This is a genomic window from Collinsella sp. Sow4_D11, assembly GCF_052116465.1.
Lineage (GTDB): Bacteria > Actinomycetota > Coriobacteriia > Coriobacteriales > Coriobacteriaceae > Collinsella.
Genome location: NZ_JBQKLA010000002.1, coordinates 135,702 through 155,268 on the forward strand (window position 1 = coordinate 135,702; position 19,567 = coordinate 155,268).

At 59.0% G+C, this 19,567-nt stretch carries 14 protein-coding genes; all 14 read right to left on the bottom strand.

The features are described from left to right. Window positions 1–6: 6 nt before the first annotated feature. On the bottom strand, window positions 7–927 hold the full coding sequence (rapZ, locus tag ACTQ40_RS01930; RefSeq protein WP_427718645.1) for an RNase adapter RapZ: 921 nt from the start codon (window positions 925–927) through the stop codon (window positions 7–9). Window positions 928–1,026: 99 nt separating this feature from the next. Further along, window positions 1,027–1,713 carry an N-acetylmannosamine-6-phosphate 2-epimerase gene (locus ACTQ40_RS01935; protein ID WP_154517496.1) on the bottom strand — a complete coding sequence of 229 codons (687 nt, stop codon included), beginning with the start codon at window positions 1,711–1,713 and terminating at the stop codon, window positions 1,027–1,029. 70 nt (window positions 1,714–1,783) lie between these two features. Next, the gene (locus tag ACTQ40_RS01940; RefSeq protein ID WP_427728775.1) at window positions 1,784–2,749 is read right to left on the bottom strand and encodes an ROK family protein; all 966 of its coding nucleotides are present in this window, start codon (window positions 2,747–2,749) and stop codon (window positions 1,784–1,786) included. A gap of 170 nt (window positions 2,750–2,919) precedes the next feature. Continuing rightward, a complete protein-coding gene (locus ACTQ40_RS01945; RefSeq protein WP_427718650.1) occupies window positions 2,920–3,840 on the bottom strand; it encodes a dihydrodipicolinate synthase family protein in 921 nt (306 codons plus the stop codon). A gap of 68 nt (window positions 3,841–3,908) precedes the next feature. Next, entirely contained in the window at window positions 3,909–4,760 is an 852-nt protein-coding gene (locus tag ACTQ40_RS01950) for an acetylxylan esterase (protein ID WP_441563212.1), read from the bottom strand. Next, window positions 4,753–5,730, bottom strand: coding sequence for an acetylxylan esterase (locus tag ACTQ40_RS01955; protein ID WP_427728772.1), 978 nt, complete (start codon window positions 5,728–5,730; stop codon window positions 4,753–4,755). Before ACTQ40_RS01955 ends, ACTQ40_RS01950 begins: the two co-directional genes overlap by 8 nt. An 80-nt stretch (window positions 5,731–5,810) precedes the next feature. After that, window positions 5,811–6,638 (bottom strand): ABC transporter ATP-binding protein, encoded by an 828-nt coding sequence (locus tag ACTQ40_RS01960; protein ID WP_154517508.1) that lies wholly within the window; start codon window positions 6,636–6,638, stop codon window positions 5,811–5,813. Beyond that, window positions 6,639–8,654, bottom strand: a complete 2,016-nt coding sequence (locus ACTQ40_RS01965; protein ID WP_154517511.1) for a dipeptide/oligopeptide/nickel ABC transporter permease/ATP-binding protein — start codon at window positions 8,652–8,654, stop codon at window positions 6,639–6,641. A 3-nt stretch (window positions 8,655–8,657) separates the two neighbouring features. Continuing rightward, entirely contained in the window at window positions 8,658–9,614 is a 957-nt protein-coding gene (locus ACTQ40_RS01970; RefSeq protein ID WP_370450641.1) for an ABC transporter permease, read from the bottom strand. A 157-nt stretch (window positions 9,615–9,771) separates the two neighbouring features. Next, a complete protein-coding gene (locus tag ACTQ40_RS01975; RefSeq protein WP_441563213.1) occupies window positions 9,772–11,379 on the bottom strand; it encodes an ABC transporter substrate-binding protein in 1,608 nt (535 codons plus the stop codon). Window positions 11,380–11,743: 364 nt separating this feature from the next. Then, a complete protein-coding gene (gene uvrC / locus ACTQ40_RS01980) occupies window positions 11,744–13,630 on the bottom strand; it encodes an excinuclease ABC subunit UvrC (RefSeq protein WP_441563220.1) in 1,887 nt (628 codons plus the stop codon). A gap of 60 nt (window positions 13,631–13,690) precedes the next feature. After that, window positions 13,691–15,988, bottom strand: a complete 2,298-nt coding sequence (gene murJ / locus ACTQ40_RS01985; protein ID WP_441563214.1) for a murein biosynthesis integral membrane protein MurJ — start codon at window positions 15,986–15,988, stop codon at window positions 13,691–13,693. A gap of 3 nt (window positions 15,989–15,991) precedes the next feature. Then, window positions 15,992–16,492: a Cys-tRNA(Pro) deacylase gene (gene ybaK / locus ACTQ40_RS01990; RefSeq protein ID WP_427718664.1), complete on the bottom strand. Its 501-nt coding sequence runs from the start codon at window positions 16,490–16,492 to the stop codon at window positions 15,992–15,994. Between the two features lie 134 nt (window positions 16,493–16,626). Then, window positions 16,627–19,506, bottom strand: coding sequence for an excinuclease ABC subunit UvrA (uvrA, locus tag ACTQ40_RS01995; RefSeq protein WP_441563215.1), 2,880 nt, complete (start codon window positions 19,504–19,506; stop codon window positions 16,627–16,629). Window positions 19,507–19,567 lie beyond the last annotated feature (61 nt).

The following is a 19,567-nucleotide window of genomic DNA, read 5'->3' on the forward strand; positions in this document are numbered from 1 at the left end:
TCAAACCTATGCTTTCGTGTTGGCACGCGACAAGTCGCGGTGAGAAATGCTCACGTGATACTGAGCACCTTCCAGGTATCGGGCCGTAGCCTCTGCAATGGCAACGCTGCGGTGCTGGCCGCCCGTACAGCCGATGGCAATGGAAAGCTGCGGCTTGCCCTCCGCGATATAACCCGGCATGACCGTATCGAGCAACTGCGTCCAAACCTTCCAGAACTCCTGCGTCTTGGGATGGTCCAGGACAAAGTCGGAGACCTTCTTATCGAGGCCGGTCAACGTGCGCATCTCGGGGTCGTAGAATGGATTAGGCAGGAAGCGAACATCGATCATGATGTCTGCCTCGACGGGCATACCATGCTTAAAGCCAAATGAGAAGACGTGGACGTCCATGAGCTGCTGGTCGGACAGCTCTGAAAAAGCCGCACGCAGCTTATTGCGTAAAGCAGAGGTACGAAGGCGGCTCGTATCGATGATCATATCGGCTCGGTCGCGCACGCCCTGGAGTTGTAAACGCTCGCGCTGGATGGCGTCGGCCGTGGTCTCCCCCGGCTTCGCAATGGGATGGCGGCGGCGGTTTTCGCTGTAGCGGCGAATCAGCACCTCATCAGATGCATCGAGAAACACAATGTCACAGCTCATCTCGCGCTCTTCCAAGGCGGCAACGGCGTCAAGCAGCTCATCAAACAGGCCTTGGCTGCGAAGGTCACAGGTAACAGCAAGATGTCTACCCACACCCGTATTGATGCCAACAAGCTCTGCGAGCTGCGCAATCAGGCGCGGAGGCAGGTTGTCGATACAAAAATAGCCCATGTCCTCAAACACATGCATGGCTTGCGTTCGGCCCGATCCGGACATTCCGGTGATGATGACGATATCGGGAATGCGCTCCGTGCGCTCCGCCGCATCCATGGCATCTCCCTTTTGCATGTGCTGCCTCCTAAAATAAGCGCAGGACCCGGCCAGCGGATCCCGCGCGATCAATTGCCTTAGTTGAGTATACCGCCCCAAGCGGATACGAGGCCCGTCTTACGCCTCAAGCGCAGCCTTGAACCAACTCGTAATACTTGTGGGGTGCGTAATGGCAGTGCCAACGACAACGGCCCAGGCGCCGGCGTCAATCGCGGCGCGAGCCTCCTCGGGCGTATGCACACGACCCTCGCAAATAATGGGAAGACCGGGGAACTCCTCGGTTGCCTGGCGCAAAAGCGGCAGGTCGGGGCCGTCTGCCATGGTGCAATCGATGGCGGCGACGCCATGCGAAAGCGTAGTGGAAACCAAATCGAAGCCCATGTCGACCGCGCGGCGGATATCCTCGATCGTGGCGCAGTCCGCCATCAGAAGCACGCCCTCCTCGTGCAGCGGACGAAAAGTGTCCTCGAGCGACTTGCCATCGGGGCGCGGACGATCGGTGGCGTCAATCGCCACGATGTCAGCACCGGCAGCAACGCAGGCGCGGGCGTGACGCAGCGTCGGCGTGATGTAAACGCCCTCGTGTCCATCCTTCCACAGGCCGATAACAGGAACCTCACAACGACCCTTAATGGCAGCAATGTCGGCAAGGCCCTGGCAACGAATGGCGGCGGCGCCACCGAGTTCGCAAGCGCGAGACATTTGAGCCATGGTCTCGGGCGTACGAAGCGGCTCGCCCATATACGCCTGAACGCTCACGATGAGCTTACCCTTCAGGGATTGAATTAAAGGATCGACGGTCATAAGGCTATAACCTTTCTCAGAACAGCCTCCCAAGGCGTGTCGTCTCGGGAGGCTCCTACAGCAGATACGTTTACTTTAACGAGGCAAGAAGATGCTCGGCGGCACCGATAAGCGGTGCGTCGCCCTCCAGAGAACCGATGAGGATCGGCGTGTCCTGAAGCGGATCGAGCGCCTGGCTAGCATAGCCCTCGTGTACCGAATCCTTCCACGTCTGCGAACGCCAATCGGGTCCCTGGTGAATTACGCCACCCGAAAGCACGATGACCTCTGGATCCAGAATGTTGGCGAGCGAGCCCAAGCTAGCGCCCAATGCAAAGCCGGCATCGTGGATGACCTCGGTCGCCTTTGCGTCACCCGCGCGGCACAGGTCGTTCACGTCGCGGCCAACCGAGGGACGGCTGGGGTCAACACGACCGAAGCGCTCGTCGTACATGCGCCCAATCGACGTACCCGAAGCCACCGACTCCAGATGGCCGGAACGCCCGCAGGCGCAGGGAATGCCGGCGGCAGCCGAGCACTCGATGTGGCCCATATGGCCGGCAGCACCATGGAAGCCCTGCATCACGCGGCCGTTCTCGACATATGCGCCTCCGATACCCGTGCCGATGCCCAGACACAAGACGGAGAACTTGCCCTTGCCGACGCCCCAATGGGCCTCACCCAGAGCATGAGCCTGCACGTCGCCTACAACGGCAACGGGAAGACCGAGGTCCTCGCGCAGACGCGGCCCCAACTGAACGCCGGACCAGCCGGGCATGATCTCGTTGGCATACGCGATGGCGCCCGTCTTGGGATCGACGACGCCAGCGGCACCGATACCGACGCCAAGGACCTCGACATCGGGATTCGCCTCGAGAGCGGCTTTGATGGACGCCTCGATACGCTGGAAGACGGCCTCACCGCCCTCTTGGGCCTCGGTGGGAACCTCAGCCTCAAATACGGGATGGGGCACGCCGCCATCAGCCGGATATTCCATAATGGCGGTCGCAATCTTGGTGCCACCGATATCAACGGAGCAGATGTACTTGTTCTCCATGTCGCTCTCCTTAGGAGATAAAAACAACTACAGGAAATAAAGGCGGTGTTATCGCCGCAGCTTGCTAAAGGCTTCCCGAGTGCCCGGGGTTGGGGTGAAAGCGGTCGGGCATTGACCTAATGGGTCACGCTCGATCGCTTGAGCCCCAAGATCGGGTGCCCGGGAAAGCTTTACAGGAGACCGTTGTCCTGGAGGACCTTCCTAATCGCCTCGACGTTCTCGCCGGTCATGGCCTTCACCGGGCGCGGCATGGTCGGGCTGTCGAAAATGCCCATGAGGTTCATAGCGGTCTTGAAGGCGCCAACGCCACCGGCATAGCCCTGGACGCCCGAGGTGACGTCCCAGATGTGCGAAATCTCATTGAGGCGATCCTGCTCGGCTTTGACGGTAGCCCAGTCACCAGCCTGAGCGGCCTTCCACTGACGCACGTAGCCCTCGGGCTCAACGTTGGCGAGACCCGGGACAGAGCCGTCGGCGCCACCAAGGTAGGCACCGTCGACGACGACCTCATGGCCGGTGAGGATGCTCATCGGATGGCCGTTCTTCTCGTTCTCCTGAACGAGGTAGCGGAACGAGACGTCGTCACCCGAGGAATCCTTGACGCCAGCAAGGACGCCCTCGGCGCCGAGCTTTGCAAGGAGCTTCCAGGGGAGCTTGGTGTGAACGCACACGGGAATGTCATAGGCAAAGATGGGCAGGTCGAGCTCCTCGTGCAGGATGCGGAAATGCTCCTCGACCTCGGTCATGCCCTGCAGGGCATAGAACGGGCAGGTGGCGACGAGCGCATCGGCGCCCAGCTCCTGAGCAACCTTACCGTGCTCAATCATGCGCTCGGTCTCGGTATCGATGATGCCGACCAGAACAGGAACGCGGTGGTCGACGATTCGAACGGCCTCGGCGATGATCTGTCGACGACGCTCGTCGGTGGAGAAAACGACCTCACCCGAAGAGCCCAGGAAGAACAGGCCATCGACGCCGGCGTCGATCATGCGGTTGATGCTGCGCTCAAAGGAGGCAACGTCGAGCTGGTGATCTTCGGTATCGGGAACAACGACGGGAGGAATAACGCCGGTGAATTTCTGAGTTGCCACAAGAATCTCCTTAGTTGTCTGGCGGGTGGCCCTATGCCGCCCGCTCTTGTTGGCAGTGTCCAGGCCGTCTAGGCCAAAGAACACAGGTAGAACGCTTGGTTAAAGAAGTCGACGACTTCGTTTTCGAACGCATTGATGCGTTCGTGAGCATATTTGGCATAGATAATATGCCTCCGGTCACACTCAAGACCGTTGAATACGGCAAACTGGCCCTTGGGATCGCTCACGGCATCCATGAGCGATGTACCCATAAGTACCGATCCGCGCACCCGAGACGACAGCGCTTCGAGGCCGCCGGGAAGCGGATTGGCAACCGCCGTGCAGGCAAGGCCCCGCTCGTCTAGAGCAGAAACCGCCAGCGCGACTCCACCGCCAAGGCCCTCGCCCCATGCAAAGATGCGGTCGGGGTCCATGCCGTCAAGATTGCGCGCGACCTTTGCCATTGCACAGCCCCAGCGGACGCGTTCAACAAAAACGGGCGAGGTAACCCCCTGCTTCAGCTCGCTGAGCCCAATCACATCGTCGTCCAGCGCAAGCACGGCATATCCCATGGCGGCAAACCTCGTCATGTGATGCCATCCACGTACGGGTCGGTCGGTGTCATGAAACATCAGGCATAGCGGCACAAGCTCGGATGCCCGGGCACAACCTGAGGGCTCAATCAAACGGCCGTGTACGACTTCCCCGGCAAGTTCAAAGGAAACCTCGGAGTAGCGCGCGCACGGATTGGCGAAATCAATCGCCGTGACAGTCAGTCCGCAAACCTCAAGGTCCGAAGCGGCTGCCTCCAACTCGGAAACATCCGCCAAGGCATCGCCGCGCCAATCACGGAAATCGGAGAGCCTTGACGAAACCGTCCCAGAGATCCCCGCAAGCTCGGGGTCAATCAGCTCATTGACATTGCTCTCGCACTTAGACATGAGCCTCCCCTTCCTTGCAGAAAAACGGAATGATCAGATCGTCAAAATCCTGAATCTCCTCGTGGCCAAAGCCCTCAAAGAACTCATGGCGCTTCTCACAGGTCAGGTTATTGTAGACCGCAAACTGCGTCGCCGGTGGACAGACGATATCAGCCGTTCCCGTGCCAAACAGCACGGGGCATTTGACCATGGGGGCAAAGTTCTTGGAATCGAAATACGCCAGCTTGGCATAGGCCTCGTCAATACGAGTCGAGTCCTCGTCAAACCAGCGAGACCAATAGCGCAGGCCCTCGTAGGCAATGTCGTCGGCATCCAAATCCCAGACCAGGCGGAAATCCGACAGGAAAGGATAGAGGATGGCGGCACGATTGATAAGCTCGCTGTTAAGCGCGCAGGTCGCAATGCCCAAGCCACCGCCCTGCGACGCACCGTTCACAAAAACACGGGCAAGATCGATGCCCTCGAGCTCGCGAACAATGCGGCACAGAATGCGGATATCCTGATGCAAGCGTACGTAGTAGAGATTGGCCGGGTCGCCGTCGATACCGGCAACGATATGCCCGGCAACCGTTGTGCCTTCAAATCCACCAATATCCTCGGAGGGGCCACCCTGACCGGGGCAGTCGAGGGCGACAAGTGCCATGCCCATACCCGCAAACGACGCCTGCTCGAACCAGCTGCGGCTTGCGCCCGGATAGCCGTGGAACTGTAGCACCAGCGGCACGGACTCGTCCGAAACCGGCTTGAGATACTTGGCATGCAGGCGGGCGCCGCACATGCCGGTATACCAGAGGTCAAAAAACTGGCAGGTCGCAGCATCGGCAATCGATGCCGCCTCGACCGAATAGTCGATCTCGACGGCGTCAGCCTCGGCCATGCGGTCGTTCCAAAAGAGATCGAAATCTGATGGACGAGGCATGGCGCCCCGATAACCACCAAATTGCTGTTGTAGCTCCTGAGCGCTTGGCATGGCTCGTGAACCCAACCTTTCGAAATCGCAACGAGGGTGCGCCCGGCAAGGGAGCCGGGCGCACAGGAGGGAAAGCGAACCTACTCGCCAAGCTTGGGGTGCAGCAGCGACGGCGCAGCACCGAGCAGCATCTTGGTGTAGGGGTCCTGCGGGTTCTGGAAGACCTGCTTGGCCTCGCCCTGCTCGACGATCTTGCCGCCGTTCATGACGATGATGTCGTCAGAGATGTAGCGGACCGTCTGGATGTCATGGCTAATGAACACCATGGCCAGGCCGAGCTCCTTCTTAAGATCGGTCAACAGGTTGAGGATCTGCGCGCGGACCGAAACGTCCAGAGCCGAGGTGGGCTCGTCGGCGATGATGGCGTCAGGGTTCAACGACAGGGCACGGGCAATTGCCACGCGCTGGCGCTGACCGCCCGAAAGCTGGCCGGGAAGAACCTCGGCGGCAGAGCTGGGCAGACCGGTAAGTTCCAGGAGTTCCTTAACGCGCTTCTCCTGCTCGGCCTCGGTACCCAGGTTGTGGACGCGCATGGGATCGAGCAGCTGCTCACGAACGACCATGCGAGGGTTGAGTGCCGTCGCGGGGTTCTGGAACACGACCGAGATGACGCGGCCCATGTGACGACGATCCTCGGCAGTACGCTTGGTGACGTCCTTGCCCTTAAAGTAGACCTTGCCACTCGTGGGGGCCTGCAGGCCGCACATGACATTAGCAGTGGTGGACTTGCCGCAACCGGACTCGCCGACGATGCCGATCGTCTGACCGGGCATGAGCTTAATGGTCACGCCTTGGACGGCATGAACCAGATTGGGGTGCAGGATCGAACCGGTACGGGTCCTAAAGGTGACGTGGACATCGTCAAGGAAGATAATCGGCTCGACGCCGTTGACCGCAGTCTCGCTCATCTACATCACCTCCGCATGAGGGGTCAAACCATTTGCCTTGAGCACCTCATCGGGGAGCTCGGAATAGAAGTGCTCGGTGCCGGGCACGCGCTTGAAGACCGGACGGGTGTCCAGGCCGATGTGCGGATGGCTTGAGCGGGGCGCGAAGCGATCGCCCTTGGGGAAATCGCGCGGGCTGGGGACGGCGCCGGGCACCTGGTGCAGGCGGCCCGAACCGCTCTCGATGGACAGAACGGAACCCAGAAGACCGCGGGTGTACTCGTGAATCGGGTTGGTGAGCAGCTCCTTGGTGGGCGCCTGCTCGATAACCTGACCGGCGTACATAACCGTGATGTTATGGGCGACCTCGGCGACCAACGCCAGGTCATGCGAAACGAAGATCATGGCAAAGCCGAGCTTGGCCTGAAGATCGTTGAGCAGCTTAATGACCTGCTTTTGGACGGTAACGTCCAGAGCGGTCGTGGGCTCGTCGCAGATGACCAGCTTGGGGTCGCGGGTAAGGGCCATAGCGATCAGAACGCGCTGACGCTGTCCACCGGAAAGCTCGTGCGGATAGCTCTCGAGCGTGCGCTTGGGATCGAGGCCGACGAGCTCCAGGAGCTCCTCGGCGCTGCGGGTGCCGCCGCGCTTGGTGAGCTGCTTCATCTGGGCGGAGATGAGCATAGAGGGGTTGAGCGAAGACAGGGCGTCCTGATAGACCATGGCGATATCGGTACCGCGCAGGCCGAACCACTCCTTCTTGCTCATCTTAAGCAGGTCACGACCCTCCCAGAGGACCTCGCCGGAAAGATGCTCGTCCTCATCGGTCAGGCCCATGATGGCCAGCGTGGTGATGGACTTACCGCAGCCGGACTCGCCTACCAGGCCCATGGTCTGGCCGGGACGGACGTCAAAGTTGACATGGTCGACGACGTTGATATCACCGTGGTGCTCAAACTGGATGCAGAAATCGCGGACCGAAAGAATCGGCTCAACGGACTCATCGGGCACATGGCGGTCGTTACGCTTGAGCTCGACATCGCGCAGGGCGCCAAGACGGGCGGACAGGGACTGGGCCTGCTCCTTGTAGGCGCGAACGGGGTCGGAGACCAGCAGGTCGGCCTCGCGGCGCTTGGAGGAATCGGTCGGATCCAGGGCGGCGGAAGGAGCAGCGGCCATAGCGTCGGTAATGCCCTCGGAGAGGATGTTGAGCGCCAGGCAGGTGATCATGATGGCCAGACCCGGGAACAGCGCCTGCCACCAACGACCGGCGAGCACGCCACCGCGGGCGTCGGCGAGGATGTTGCCCCACGTAGCAGTGGGCTCCTGGATGCCAGCGCCGATAAAGGTCAGCGAAGCCTCGAAGATGATAGCGTCGGCGACCAGGGTGACGGTGAAGACCATGATCGGGGCAATGCAGTTACGAAGAACGTGCTTGATCAGAATCCACGGAGCCTTGGCGCCGGAGACGATAACCGCGCGGACATAGTCCTCACCGTACTCGGATACGATGTTGGCACGCACGATACGGGCGATCTGCGGGGTGTACATAAAGCCGATCGCAAAGATAATCGACGGCACGGAGTTGCCCAGGATGGAAACGAAGACGGCTGCGAGGGCGATACCCGGGACAGACATGATGATGTCCAGGATGCGCATAATCGTCTCGGAGACGGCCTTGCGCGAAACCGCAGCAAGAGCACCGACAACGGAGCCACAGACCAGAGCCATAGCGGTAGCACCAAAGCCGATGATCAGCGAGTAACGGCCACCGTAGAGCATACGCGAAAGGATGTCACGGCCCTTGTCGTCGGTTCCGAAGATAAACCCGTTGCCGGGAGCCTGGCGAGCCGTAAAGATCTCGACCGGGCTATAGGGGGCAAGCAGGGGGGCAAGAATCGCAGTCAGGGCGACCAGCACCAGCACGATGGCGGCAATCTTAGAAGACAGCGTCATCTTCTTCCAGCCACCGAGCTTGAGCCCCTTGGAGGCAGCCTTCTCGAGCTGCTCGGTTTGCTTCTCTCGAATCTTTACCATAATCTACACCGTCCTGATGCGCGGGTTGATGAGCAGGTAGAGCATGTCAACCACGATGTTGATGATGATGAAGGCAAGAGCAACGACGATGACGACGCCCTGAACCAGGTTCGCTTCGTTGCCCTGAACGCCCTGCAGGATCGCAGTACCCATGCCGGGGAGGTTGAAGATGACCTCGATGACGACGGCGCCGCCCATGAGATAGCCAATCTTAAGACCGAGGGTGGTGACCGGGGTGATCAGCGCGTTGCGAAGAACGTTGATGCCGACGACGACCTTCTCGGGAACGCCGGCGCCGCGAGCCATACGGACATAGTCCTTGTCGAGCTCCTCGACCATGGCGGTACGCACGATACGAGTCATCTGACCCGTCAGCGGAAATGCCAAGGCGATGGCGGGCATGATCATGCGTCCCAGATAGCCAGCCGGATTCGTGGTGAAGTGCGGCAGGGCACCCGATGCCGGGAGTACCTTAAGGTAGGAAGAGAACAGCAGGATCAACAGAACGGCAAGCCAGAACGACGGGGTTGCCAAGCCGGCGATGGAAAAGACGCGGATCACTTGGTCCGGCCATTTATCGCGATACAGTGCCGCGATGACGCCGAGCAAAAACGATACGACCGCACCGATGGCAAGACCGATGAAGGTCAGCTGCATCGTGACGGGTAGGGCCGTGGAGATGCGCTTGGCAACGGAGTTGCGAGCAGCACCATAGGTGCCCATGTCGCCATGGATCAAATTGCCCATATAGCGCACGTAGCGCACGGGCCAGGGGTCGTCCAGACCATACTTCTCATGGTACTCGGCAACCGCCTCGGGCGAGGCACCGTCACCCAACGCCGTGTAGGCGGGGTCGGTCTTGGAGAACGACATAAGGAAGAACACCAGGACGGTGACGCCCAATGCCATGATCGGCAGCGCCACGAGACGCCTTCCAATCAAACGTAGAAAGTTGTTCACGTTCTCTCCCCTTTCTTTTGTCGGTAGGACCAACTGGTATATGAGTACGGACACTCATTACAAGACCCGAGCGACATCGTTGCCGCCCGGGTCTTTGTTTCAACTATGAGGATACGGTCCCAACGGCCGACATCCTGCATATAGACTCAAGCGAGTCTTACGCCTTGACGGTCGCGACACCCTTAAAGGACATGCTCGTCGTGCCGATGCCCTTGAAGCCATCGAGGGCCTCGCCGTTGGGCGCAGTGGACGGATCGTTCCAGGAAGCGGAGACGGTCTTAACGTGGACAACGGGGTACAGAACGGCGTTGTCGGCGATGATGTCGAAGCACTCGTTCCACTTCTTCTGCTGCTCGTCGCCCTCGGCGGCAAGAGCCTCGTCCATAAGGCCGTGGAGCTTCTGCCACTCAGCGGACTCCTTCCACGGGCAACGGGTCTGCATCCAGACGTTGTCGCCGTACCACCAGTTGAGCAGCAGGTCGGGGTCTGCGCCGAAGCAGGAAGGATCGCCAGGGGCAAGGAGGATATCGTAGGCCTCGCCGCCGTCGATGGCAGCATAGGTGGCCGGCGAGGTATCGGTCTGGATGGTCACATCGAAGCCGAGAGCGTCGAGGTCGTTCTTGACCTGGGCAGCCATACCCTTGATCTGCTCGTTATCAGTGGTGCGCAGGGTAATGGCGCCCGGGGTGATACCGGACTCCTCGATAAGCTTCTTGGCCTTCTTGGCGTCGGTCTTGTACACCGTGGAGGCCTCATGATAGTTGGTGAAGCTCTTGGGCAGGTAGCAGCTGGCAGCGGTAGCAAGGCCGGCGAAGGTGTTGCTGATCATCTTCTCGGTGTCGAGCGCATACATGACAGCCTGACGGACCTTGACGTCGTTCCAAGGCTCCTTGGCGACGTTGAACATGATGAAGCGGGTGCCGAAGCCCTGGACGTTGTCGATCTTGCAGCCAGCGCCCTCGAGCTGGTCGACGGCGTCAGCGGTAACGAGCTCCATGACGAGCGTGGAGCCTTCCTGCTGAGCGGTGACGCGAGCGGTGGGGTCGGTCAGGATACTGTACTGGATCTTCTTATCCTCGGCAGCATACTCACCGTTGTACTCGGGGTTGGGAACCAGGGTGATCTCGGTATCGGAGATAGAATCGTACATCCAGGGGCCGGAGCCGATCGGCTGCTTGGCGCGATCCTCCTCGCTCTGGGTGGCAGGAGTAACGCGAATGATGGCCAGACGGTCCTTGAGCAGGGAGAAGTTGGGGACCTTGGTCTTGACCGTCACGGTGCTGGCGTCCTTGGCCTCGATGGACTCGAAGGGCTGGAAGAACGGAGCGTAGGTAGCAGAAGCGGCGCAAGCGGTGTAGGAGGCGACGACGTCGTCAGCGGTAACCTCGGTGCCATCGGAGAATTTGGCGCCCTTGCGGATGGTGACCTCGAAGGTGGTGTCGTCCACGGACTTGGGATCATCGGTGGCGAGCTCGTTGAAAGTGCTGTAGTCGTGGTAATCGATGCCGTAGAGGCCCTCGACGACGTGCCAGTTAGCGCCCAGGCCCACGGCGGAGCCGGTGCTGGCGGGGTCGAAGCTGGACGGAGCGTAAGCGGAACCGGCGGTGATCACGCCGCCGCCACGGTTGGCGGAATCGGCGGGAGCGGAACCCTCGTCGCTAGAGCTACCACCGCAGCCAGTGAGACCAAAGCCGGCGACAGCAGCGACGCTGCCGGTGAGGCCAAGGAACGAACGCCTGGACATACCCTTATTGATGATGGCCATGTCTTCTCCTATCAATAGAGAATCTTACCCGGGAGCACCTAAACTTGCCCCCGCGCAACTTGCGGACGATATATACCTTACCTACCGACAAACCCAACTGAGGTGCCGCGCTCGGCGACCGATACATACATACGCTTGAACGGTATTTACTACCGTTCACCGAATTCGTTGACAAACGATACAGCAGACAGTATGTATCGGCGAGGTGAGATATCAGTCTTCGTCAACCCGCAGGATAGCAGGGTTTTCGCTTGGGTTAGTCAAACGTTTTAGCGTTAATAAAACCCGAAACCTGCAGGCAATCATGGCGAAATAAATGGTTGAAAATCGCGCAATCATGTATATCAGTTGTTTATGCTCGTGTTTAGCTATCGGAATGGCCAGCCGCGGCCTCGGCGCGCTCGGCATTCCATGCAACGAGCGCCTCGTGGACCGCCTTGGCAACATCGGCAGGTATGCCGCGAACTTCCGCGATCTCTTGCTCGCTCGCTGCGCGCAACCGCTTCATCGAGCCAAAATGGCGCATAATTGCACGTTTTCTAGTGGGTCCCACGCCTGGAACGTCATCGAGTACCGAAACCGTCATGGCTTTATCGCGCAATTCGCGATGGAACGTGATGGCAAAACGGTGCGATTCGTCGCGCACCTGCTTGATGAGATAGAGCGACGCAGACCCAGTCGGAAGTACGACAGGAGTCTCGTCCCAAGGCACGAAAACCTCCTCATCGGCCTTTGCCAAACCACAAACTGGTATATCGAGCCCAAGGGCCTCAAGTTGCTTAATTGCAGCCGTCAATTGCGGCTTGCCGCCGTCGACAACGAGCAAATCGGGGCGCGAGCCAAAACGTTCGTCGGCCATCCGCTCGGGAGCATAGCGACGCCCCAAAACCTCGGACATCGAAACGAAGTCGTTCGCCTCATCCAATTCGGCCTGGATTTTAAAGCGGCGGTACTGGCTCTTGTCGGCGTGGCCGTTGGTAAACACCACCATCGAGGCGACCGTAAAGGTGCCATGAAGCGTAGAGATATCGAAGCACTCGATTCGCATTGGCGGCGCAGGTAGCGCCAAGGCGCTCTCAAGCTCCAGGAGCGCTCGATTGGTGCGATCGTCGGCGTATCCCGTGCGCATCATATAACGCATGAGGGCATGACGCGCATTTTTAGATGCCATATCGAGCAACCGGTGTTTTTCGCCGCGCTGAGGCCTATGGAGATGACAGGAACGCTCGCGCTTGTCCGAAAGCCATTCCCCTAGCGCCTCCGCATCCTCAAGCTCGACGGAAAGGTTCACCTCGGCTGGAATATCAGCCGTCTCGTCGTAATAGCGCTTGAGAAAGCCCGACTGAAGCTCCTCTTCATCGACATCCAGGCCCTTATCGAGAATGAACTCACAGGTTCGAACCGTTCGCCCCTCGCGCACAACAAACACGCAGGCGGCCGAAATGGTCTCTTCTCGATAGAAACCAATCACATCGAGATCGACACTCGACGGAAAAACGACCTGCTGTCGGTCGTCCAGGCCCCTAATAACTTCCAAGCGACGCTTGACGCGCGCCGCCCGCTCAAAATCGAGCGCTTCGGCGGCGTCCGTCATCTCGGATGTAAGCTCATCAACGACATCTTTACGATGGCCCGACAAAAATCGCTCGACGCGTTTAACGTTTTTAGCATAGTCGGCTGGAGAGATCGCACCGACGCATGCCCCCGGGCCGCGGCCAACATGGAAGTCAAAGCAGGGACGCCCGTTTTGAGCGCAAATCATATTGACGATATCTTCTTCGCCCTTGTGGGACTCGACGATACGGCGGCATCGACGCCATTCCGCACAAGAAGCCGAGCAGATCGGGATTACCTTGCGCAGCGTATCAATGGTCTCGCGCGCCGCGCGGCTGTCGGTGTAGGGACCAAAATAACGCGTTCCCGGCTTATGACGCTCACGAGTATATTTAATAGCTGGGAACAGATCGCTCTTGGTGATAGCGATAAAGGGATAGCTCTTATCGTCCTTAAGGTCGACATTAAAGTACGGATGGTATTGACCGATCAGGTTGCGCTCGAGCACCAGCGCCTCGTGCTCGTTCTCGACAACGATATAGTCAAAGCTCGCAACCAGCTGCATCATCAGTGGAATCTTTTGGCGCTCGTCCTGCAGCGTCACATATTGACGCATGCGCGAGCGCAGATTTTTAGCCTTGCCAACGTAAATGACATCGCCCTTGGCATCTTTCCAAAGGTAGCAGCCAGGCTGCATGGGCACACGCGAAACCTGTTCGGCAAGCGTTGGAATGTTGTCATGACCTGCCACGACTGCCTACCTGCGGCGAAGAAGCGCGGAGACCTCAGGCATCTTTAGAAGGACGGCAAGGCCAAAAGTCACGGCAAGTGAAACCATGCCCGCGATGCAAACATAGCCCAAGGTAATAAGAATCGATCCGCCAAGCGCTCCGACAAAACTCTCGAGCGCCCACAAAACGCCGGCACCCGCTGCGGCACCCAGGCCGCCGAGCAAAAGGCCATAGAAGCAGCCGTGCAGAATAGATTTAACCTGAAGACCCTGCAGACGACGACGCAGCCACCACAGCGAACAGCCGACCAGAATCACATAGTCGACAACATACGACATCGCAATCGCAGGCATGCCATAGCCCAGCACCACACCAAACAGCAGAACCGAACCAGCCTGACCGATGGCAGAGTATAGGCAATAGCGGCTATAGGGCTTCATGTCGAGCAACGCCGAGAAGCTCTTCTGCATCAACACGACCACGCCGTAGAGCGGCAGGGAGAGCGCCAGATAAACCAAAAACTCGGACACAAGCGCCACACCCGACTCGTCGAACTTGCCGGCGCAATAAATCATGTTGAGCGGACGGGCAAACACAATGAGATATAGCGCGAAAGGAATCAGGAAGAAGAGCATCTGGGCCACGCCGCACGAGATACCAACGCGCACGCTGTCATAATCCTTTTCCTGGGCATCGTGCGAAAGCTCGGTATAAAGCGCCGTCGAGAGCGAGGCGGCTATCAAGGCATAAGGCAGTGTGTACCAAAGGCGCGCATAGGCAATTACAGAAGGACCGGTCTCGGGCTGCACCACCAGCGCGGCTGCGTTGGTAATGGAAGTCGACACGAACATGCATACCGTAGCGAGCAACGTCGGGACGCCGAGCGCGAGCGTCTGTCGCAGTGCAGGATCCTTAAAGTCGATATGAATATGAGGCCGGACACCATGCTTACCGAGTGCGGGAATCTGGCACGCCATCTGGACAAAAACGCCAAGCGTCGTGCCGAGCGAAATCAAAACGACGCCCGCTTGCTCACCAAAGCAGGCAGATAAGGGAGCGAAGCCCATAAAACTCGCAATGACAATCACATTGTTGAGTACCGGGGCGAACGTCGACCAAAAGTAGTCACGATGCGCGTTAAGAACGCCCGAGAACACCGAGCCCAGGCCGTAGAACAAAATCTGAATGGCAAAGAAACGGAACATGAATGCAGCGGTATCCATGCTTCCGCCATCGCCCGAAAGGAACGACTGCGTCCAGATAAAGCCCGGAGCAAACACGGTGCCCAACACCGAAATGCCGCCCAGCAGCAAAAGCAGGATGCCGAGCAGATTACCTACGTATTCGTTTGAGGCGTCGCGACCCTGCTCACGACGCACGCCCATGTACACCGGCAAAAAGGCGGTAACCAACATACCGCCCATCACGAGCTCATAGAGCATATTGGGCAGGTTGTTGGCGACCTGATAGGAAGACGAGAGCAGCGACATGCCGATGGCGGCAGCCATAGCCCAAGTACGGATAAACCCGGTGACGCGCGACACAATGGTCAGTGCAGTCATGAGGCCGGCAGAACGGCCAACCGTAGAGTAGTCCGACGAGCCCATATCATCTACGTCGTCCTGTGATTGGGGGCTGACTTCAGTGTGTTGTCGAGAATCAACCTCGATATCAGGCTCATCGATTATCGCGAAGGGGTCGTCGACCAAAACGGCATCATCGGCAGAAAAAGCTCCGTCAACAGGCGTGACATCGTTGTCAAACGAAGCGTCATCGTTAGCTACGGCATTATTACCAAACACCGTGTCAACTTCCCTGGCGGCAGCGGTTCGACCAGAAAACGATAATAGATCCCAATCATCGTCCTCAACAGCAACGCCCTCGACCGGATCGGTCGAGCCGAGCGGTGACCACTCGTCATCCAAAAGCAACTGCTCGCCATCACCGTCGGTTGCAGGCCTCGCGGGACGATCGGCTGGGACACCCTGCAGTGCGCCCTTTCCCTGAGCCGCCATCAAAAACACCGCCGTCTCATCGGGACGCGGCGCACGAGACGCCCCGGCGTCAGGCATCCGTCCGGCACGGGATTGAGCCGCGGCCAAAAACACCGCCGTCTCATCGGGACGAGCCGAAGAGAGAATCGTACGGGGAGGCACCGTACCGGCACCGGCGGCACGCAAATACACAGCCGTCTCCCCTGGATCTGCAGCAACGGACCAAGCGTTTCGAATCTGGTCATCGACCGAAGAAGCCTCAGGCGCGGGCGTCTGAGAAGCCGAACCCTTTGCAAAGTGAGCTCCGCGCTTCGATTCTTCCTGCGGCATCGCTCAGTCCTCTCTCGTGATCGGGGCAACCGTCGCCCCGCAAAATGCAACTAAGTCGTCGGGGGCAAGCTCAAGTTGATAGCCACGCTTACCGCCTGAGATAAAAATGGTATCCCAAAGGACGCATGTCTCATCGATCAGCGTCCGAAAGCGTTTTTTCATGCCGACTGGACTGCAGCCGCCCCGGACATACCCCGTCGCGGCAAGCAAGTCCTTGACATGCATCATGGTCAGCGACTTTTCACCAGCGGCGCGCGCGGCGGCCTTTAGGTCAAGCTCGTCGGCAACGGGAATACAGCACACAACGTGTTCGTTGGACGGCGTCACGCAAACCAAGGTCTTAAACCCCTGGCCAGGCTCCTCGCCAAGTTGTTCCAAAATTGCAACGCCTAAACCCACCGACTCATCGCCATCGTCTTCATACGTATGGAGAATATAGGAGATGCCGGCGTTTTCCAGCTCGCGCATCGCATTGGTTTTCGGCGTCTTTGCAGCCTTTGCCATGGCATGTCCCTTCCCTCGCATTCGAACGTAACGCCTAAGTATATGTCCAATTTAGCCGCATACGTCATCTCGACACACAGAAGCGCCACCGAATCGAAAGGAATCGGTGGCGCTTCTCGTACGACGGCGTCTCTTTACTGGGCGTCGAGTTGTGCCTGACGCTCGCGGTCGCGCTTGAGCAGCGGTGCCAAGAACTTGCCCGTGTAACTCTGCGAACATGCCGCGACCTGCTCCGGCGTACCCGAGACCACGACGGCTCCGCCGCCATTGCCGCCCTCGGGACCCATATCGATCAGGCGGTCGGCAACCTTGATGACATCAAGGTTGTGTTCAATCACCAGCACCGTGTTGCCCGCATCGACCAAGCGCTGCAGCACATCGAGCAGCTGGCGGACGTCCTCAAAATGGAGGCCGGTCGTCGGCTCGTCCAAAATATAGAACGTCTTGCCCGTCTGGCGTCGATGAAGCTCCTTGGCGAGTTTCACACGCTGCGCCTCGCCGCCCGAAAGCGTCGTGGCAGGCTGCCCCAAACTCACATAGCCCAAGCCAACGTCATACAAAGTCTGAAGCTTGCGCTTAATCTGCGGGATATTCCCAAAGAAGGCCAGCGCCTCGGTGACGCTCATGTCGAGCACGTCCGAGATGGTCTTGCCACGGTAGGTGACCTCGAGTGTCTCGCGGTTGTAGCGTTTACCGCCGCAAACTTCGCAGGGAACGTAGATATCGGGAAGGAAGTGCATCTCGATCTTGATCTGTCCGTCGCCCTTGCACGCCTCACAGCGCCCGCCACTCACATTAAAGGAGAAACGACCCGGCGAGTAGCCGCGCGCCTTCGACTCCGGCGTACTCGCAAACAGCGCGCGAAGATCATCCCACAGGCCAATATAGGTAGCAGGGTTGGAACGCGGTGTGCGGCCAATCGGCGACTGGTCGATATCGATAACCTTATCGATACACTCGATGCCCTCGATTTTCTTATACGGACCCACAGGGCGCGTCGAACGGTGAATAGCATTCGTAAGGGCAGGCGCAATGGTGTCGGTAACCAGGGAGCTCTTGCCCGATCCCGACACGCCGGTAACAACCGTAAGCGTACCAAACTCGATCTTGGCAGTAACGTTTTTGAGGTTGTTAGCTCGAGCGCCCGTAATTTTAAGGCAGCCGCGACCGGGCTTGCGCCGTTCATCAGGCACCCGGATCATTCGTTTGCCGGTCAGATAAGCGCCCGTCATCGACTCAGGACACGCCATGATATCGGCAGGCGTTCCCGCCGCGACTACGTGTCCGCCGTTGACGCCGGCGCCGGGCCCCATGTCGATCACGTAGTCGGCGGCACGGATCGTGTCCTCGTCGTGTTCGACGACGATGACGGTATTGCCGATATCGCGCAGACGCTCAAGGGTCTTGATCAGGCGCTCGTTATCGCGCTGATGAAGGCCGATCGATGGCTCGTCCAAAATGTACAGGACACCCATGAGGCCGGCGCCGATCTGTGTTGCCAGGCGAATACGCTGCGCCTCGCCACCAGAAAGCGTCGCCGAGGCACGATCGAGCGTCAGATAGTCGAGTCCAACATCGACCAGAAAACGCAAGCGCTCCAGGATTTCCTTGACGATGCGCCCGCCGATAAACTGTTGGCGCTCGGTGAGCTCCAGGCCCTCAAAAAACTCGAGCGACTCACGGCACGACAGGCAACAAACCTCGTAAATGGACTTGCCACCCACGGTGACGGCGAGCATCTCAGGGCGCAAACGAGCGCCGTGGCAGCTCGAGCACGGTTCCTCGCGAATGTACTTCTCCAAGCGCGCCTTGGTGTTCTCGTTCGTCGTCTCGGTATAGCGTTCGTACAGGATGTTGCGAACGCCCGAAAACTTGGTATCCCACTGGCTACGACGTCCGTCGAGCTTTTGGTAGTCAACCGAGATCTTCGTATCGCCCAGGCCATCCAAGAATGCACGACGCACGCGAGGGGGCAAGTCCTCCCACGGCGTATCGGCGCTTACCTTAAAGTGTTTACAGACCGCAGCAAAAATCTGCGGGTAGTAGTTCGAATTACCAAACAGGCTACCAAAGACTCCGTCGGCAATGGACTTCGAGGGGTCCTCGATCAGCGCCTCGGCATCAACGGTTTTCTTAAAGCCCAGGCCGTCGCACTCAGGACATGCGCCATAGGGAGCGTTAAACGAAAAATCACGCGGCTGAAGACCGTCAATGGAGTGTCCATGCTCCGGGCACGCCAAGGCCAACGAATACTCCAGCAGCTCGCCCTCGGTCCCCTCGGGAGCATCACGATCGGGCAGCATGTACACATTTACATTGCCGTGAGCCAGCGCGGTCGCCTGCTCAACAGACTCGGCGATACGACCCAGAGAGTTCTCACGGATCACGATGCGATCGACCACGACCTCGATATCGTGCTTGAACTTCTTGTCCAGATCGATTGGATCGTCGAGCGAGCGCACTTCACCGTCGACACGCACGCGGCTAAAGCCCTCGGCGCGAAGGTCCTCAAACAGTTTGGTGTACCCGCCTTTTCGCCCGCGCACCACCGGTGCCAGCACAAACGCGCGGCGACCCTCCCCCGCCGCCAAGACCTTGTCGGCAACCTGGTCGGTCGTCTGGCGCTCAATGACGCGGCCGCATTCGGGACAGTGCGGGGTGCCCACACGGGCGAACAGCAGGCGCAGATAGTCATAAATCTCGGTTACGGTGCCAACCGTCGAGCGAGGGTTTTTAGACGTCGTCTTTTGGTCGATCGACACCGCCGGCGAAAGGCCGTCGATTGAATCCAAGTCGGGTTTGTCCATCTGGCCCAAGAACTGGCGCGCATAGCTCGAAAGGCTCTCGACGTATCGACGCTGGCCCTCGGCATAGATAGTGTCAAATGCCAGCGAGCTCTTGCCCGAGCCAGAAAGACCGGTAATGACCACGAGTTGGTCACGCGGAATGGAAACATCGATATCACGGAGGTTGTGCTCACGAGCGCCGCGAATAACGATAGAAGAATCAGACATGGAAGCTCCTTGCCTCCTATTGCATCGAATCATACTGCCGATGAGTTTAGCGCACTCGACG

What these genes read in the sequence shown, in the direction of transcription:
- rapZ (WP_427718645.1), bottom strand. Translation starts at nt 927, where the DNA reads ATGCAAAAGGGAGATGCCATGGATGCGGCGGAGCGCACGGAGCGCATT.
- ACTQ40_RS01935 (WP_154517496.1), bottom strand. Translation starts at nt 1,713, where the DNA reads ATGACCGTCGATCCTTTAATTCAATCCCTGAAGGGTAAGCTCATCGTG.
- ACTQ40_RS01940 (WP_427728775.1), bottom strand. Translation starts at nt 2,749, where the DNA reads ATGGAGAACAAGTACATCTGCTCCGTTGATATCGGTGGCACCAAGATT.
- ACTQ40_RS01950 (WP_441563212.1), bottom strand. Translation starts at nt 4,760, where the DNA reads ATGTCTAAGTGCGAGAGCAATGTCAATGAGCTGATTGACCCCGAGCTT.
- ACTQ40_RS01955 (WP_427728772.1), bottom strand. Translation starts at nt 5,730, where the DNA reads ATGCCAAGCGCTCAGGAGCTACAACAGCAATTTGGTGGTTATCGGGGC.
- ACTQ40_RS01960 (WP_154517508.1), bottom strand. Translation starts at nt 6,638, where the DNA reads ATGAGCGAGACTGCGGTCAACGGCGTCGAGCCGATTATCTTCCTTGAC.
- ACTQ40_RS01965 (WP_154517511.1), bottom strand. Translation starts at nt 8,654, where the DNA reads ATGGTAAAGATTCGAGAGAAGCAAACCGAGCAGCTCGAGAAGGCTGCC.
- ACTQ40_RS01975 (WP_441563213.1), bottom strand. Translation starts at nt 11,379, where the DNA reads ATGGCCATCATCAATAAGGGTATGTCCAGGCGTTCGTTCCTTGGCCTC.
- uvrC (WP_441563220.1), bottom strand. Translation starts at nt 13,630, where the DNA reads ATGCAGCCTGGCTGCTACCTTTGGAAAGATGCCAAGGGCGATGTCATT.
- murJ (WP_441563214.1), bottom strand. Translation starts at nt 15,988, where the DNA reads ATGCCGCAGGAAGAATCGAAGCGCGGAGCTCACTTTGCAAAGGGTTCG.
- ybaK (WP_427718664.1), bottom strand. Translation starts at nt 16,492, where the DNA reads ATGGCAAAGGCTGCAAAGACGCCGAAAACCAATGCGATGCGCGAGCTG.
- uvrA (WP_441563215.1), bottom strand. Translation starts at nt 19,506, where the DNA reads ATGTCTGATTCTTCTATCGTTATTCGCGGCGCTCGTGAGCACAACCTC.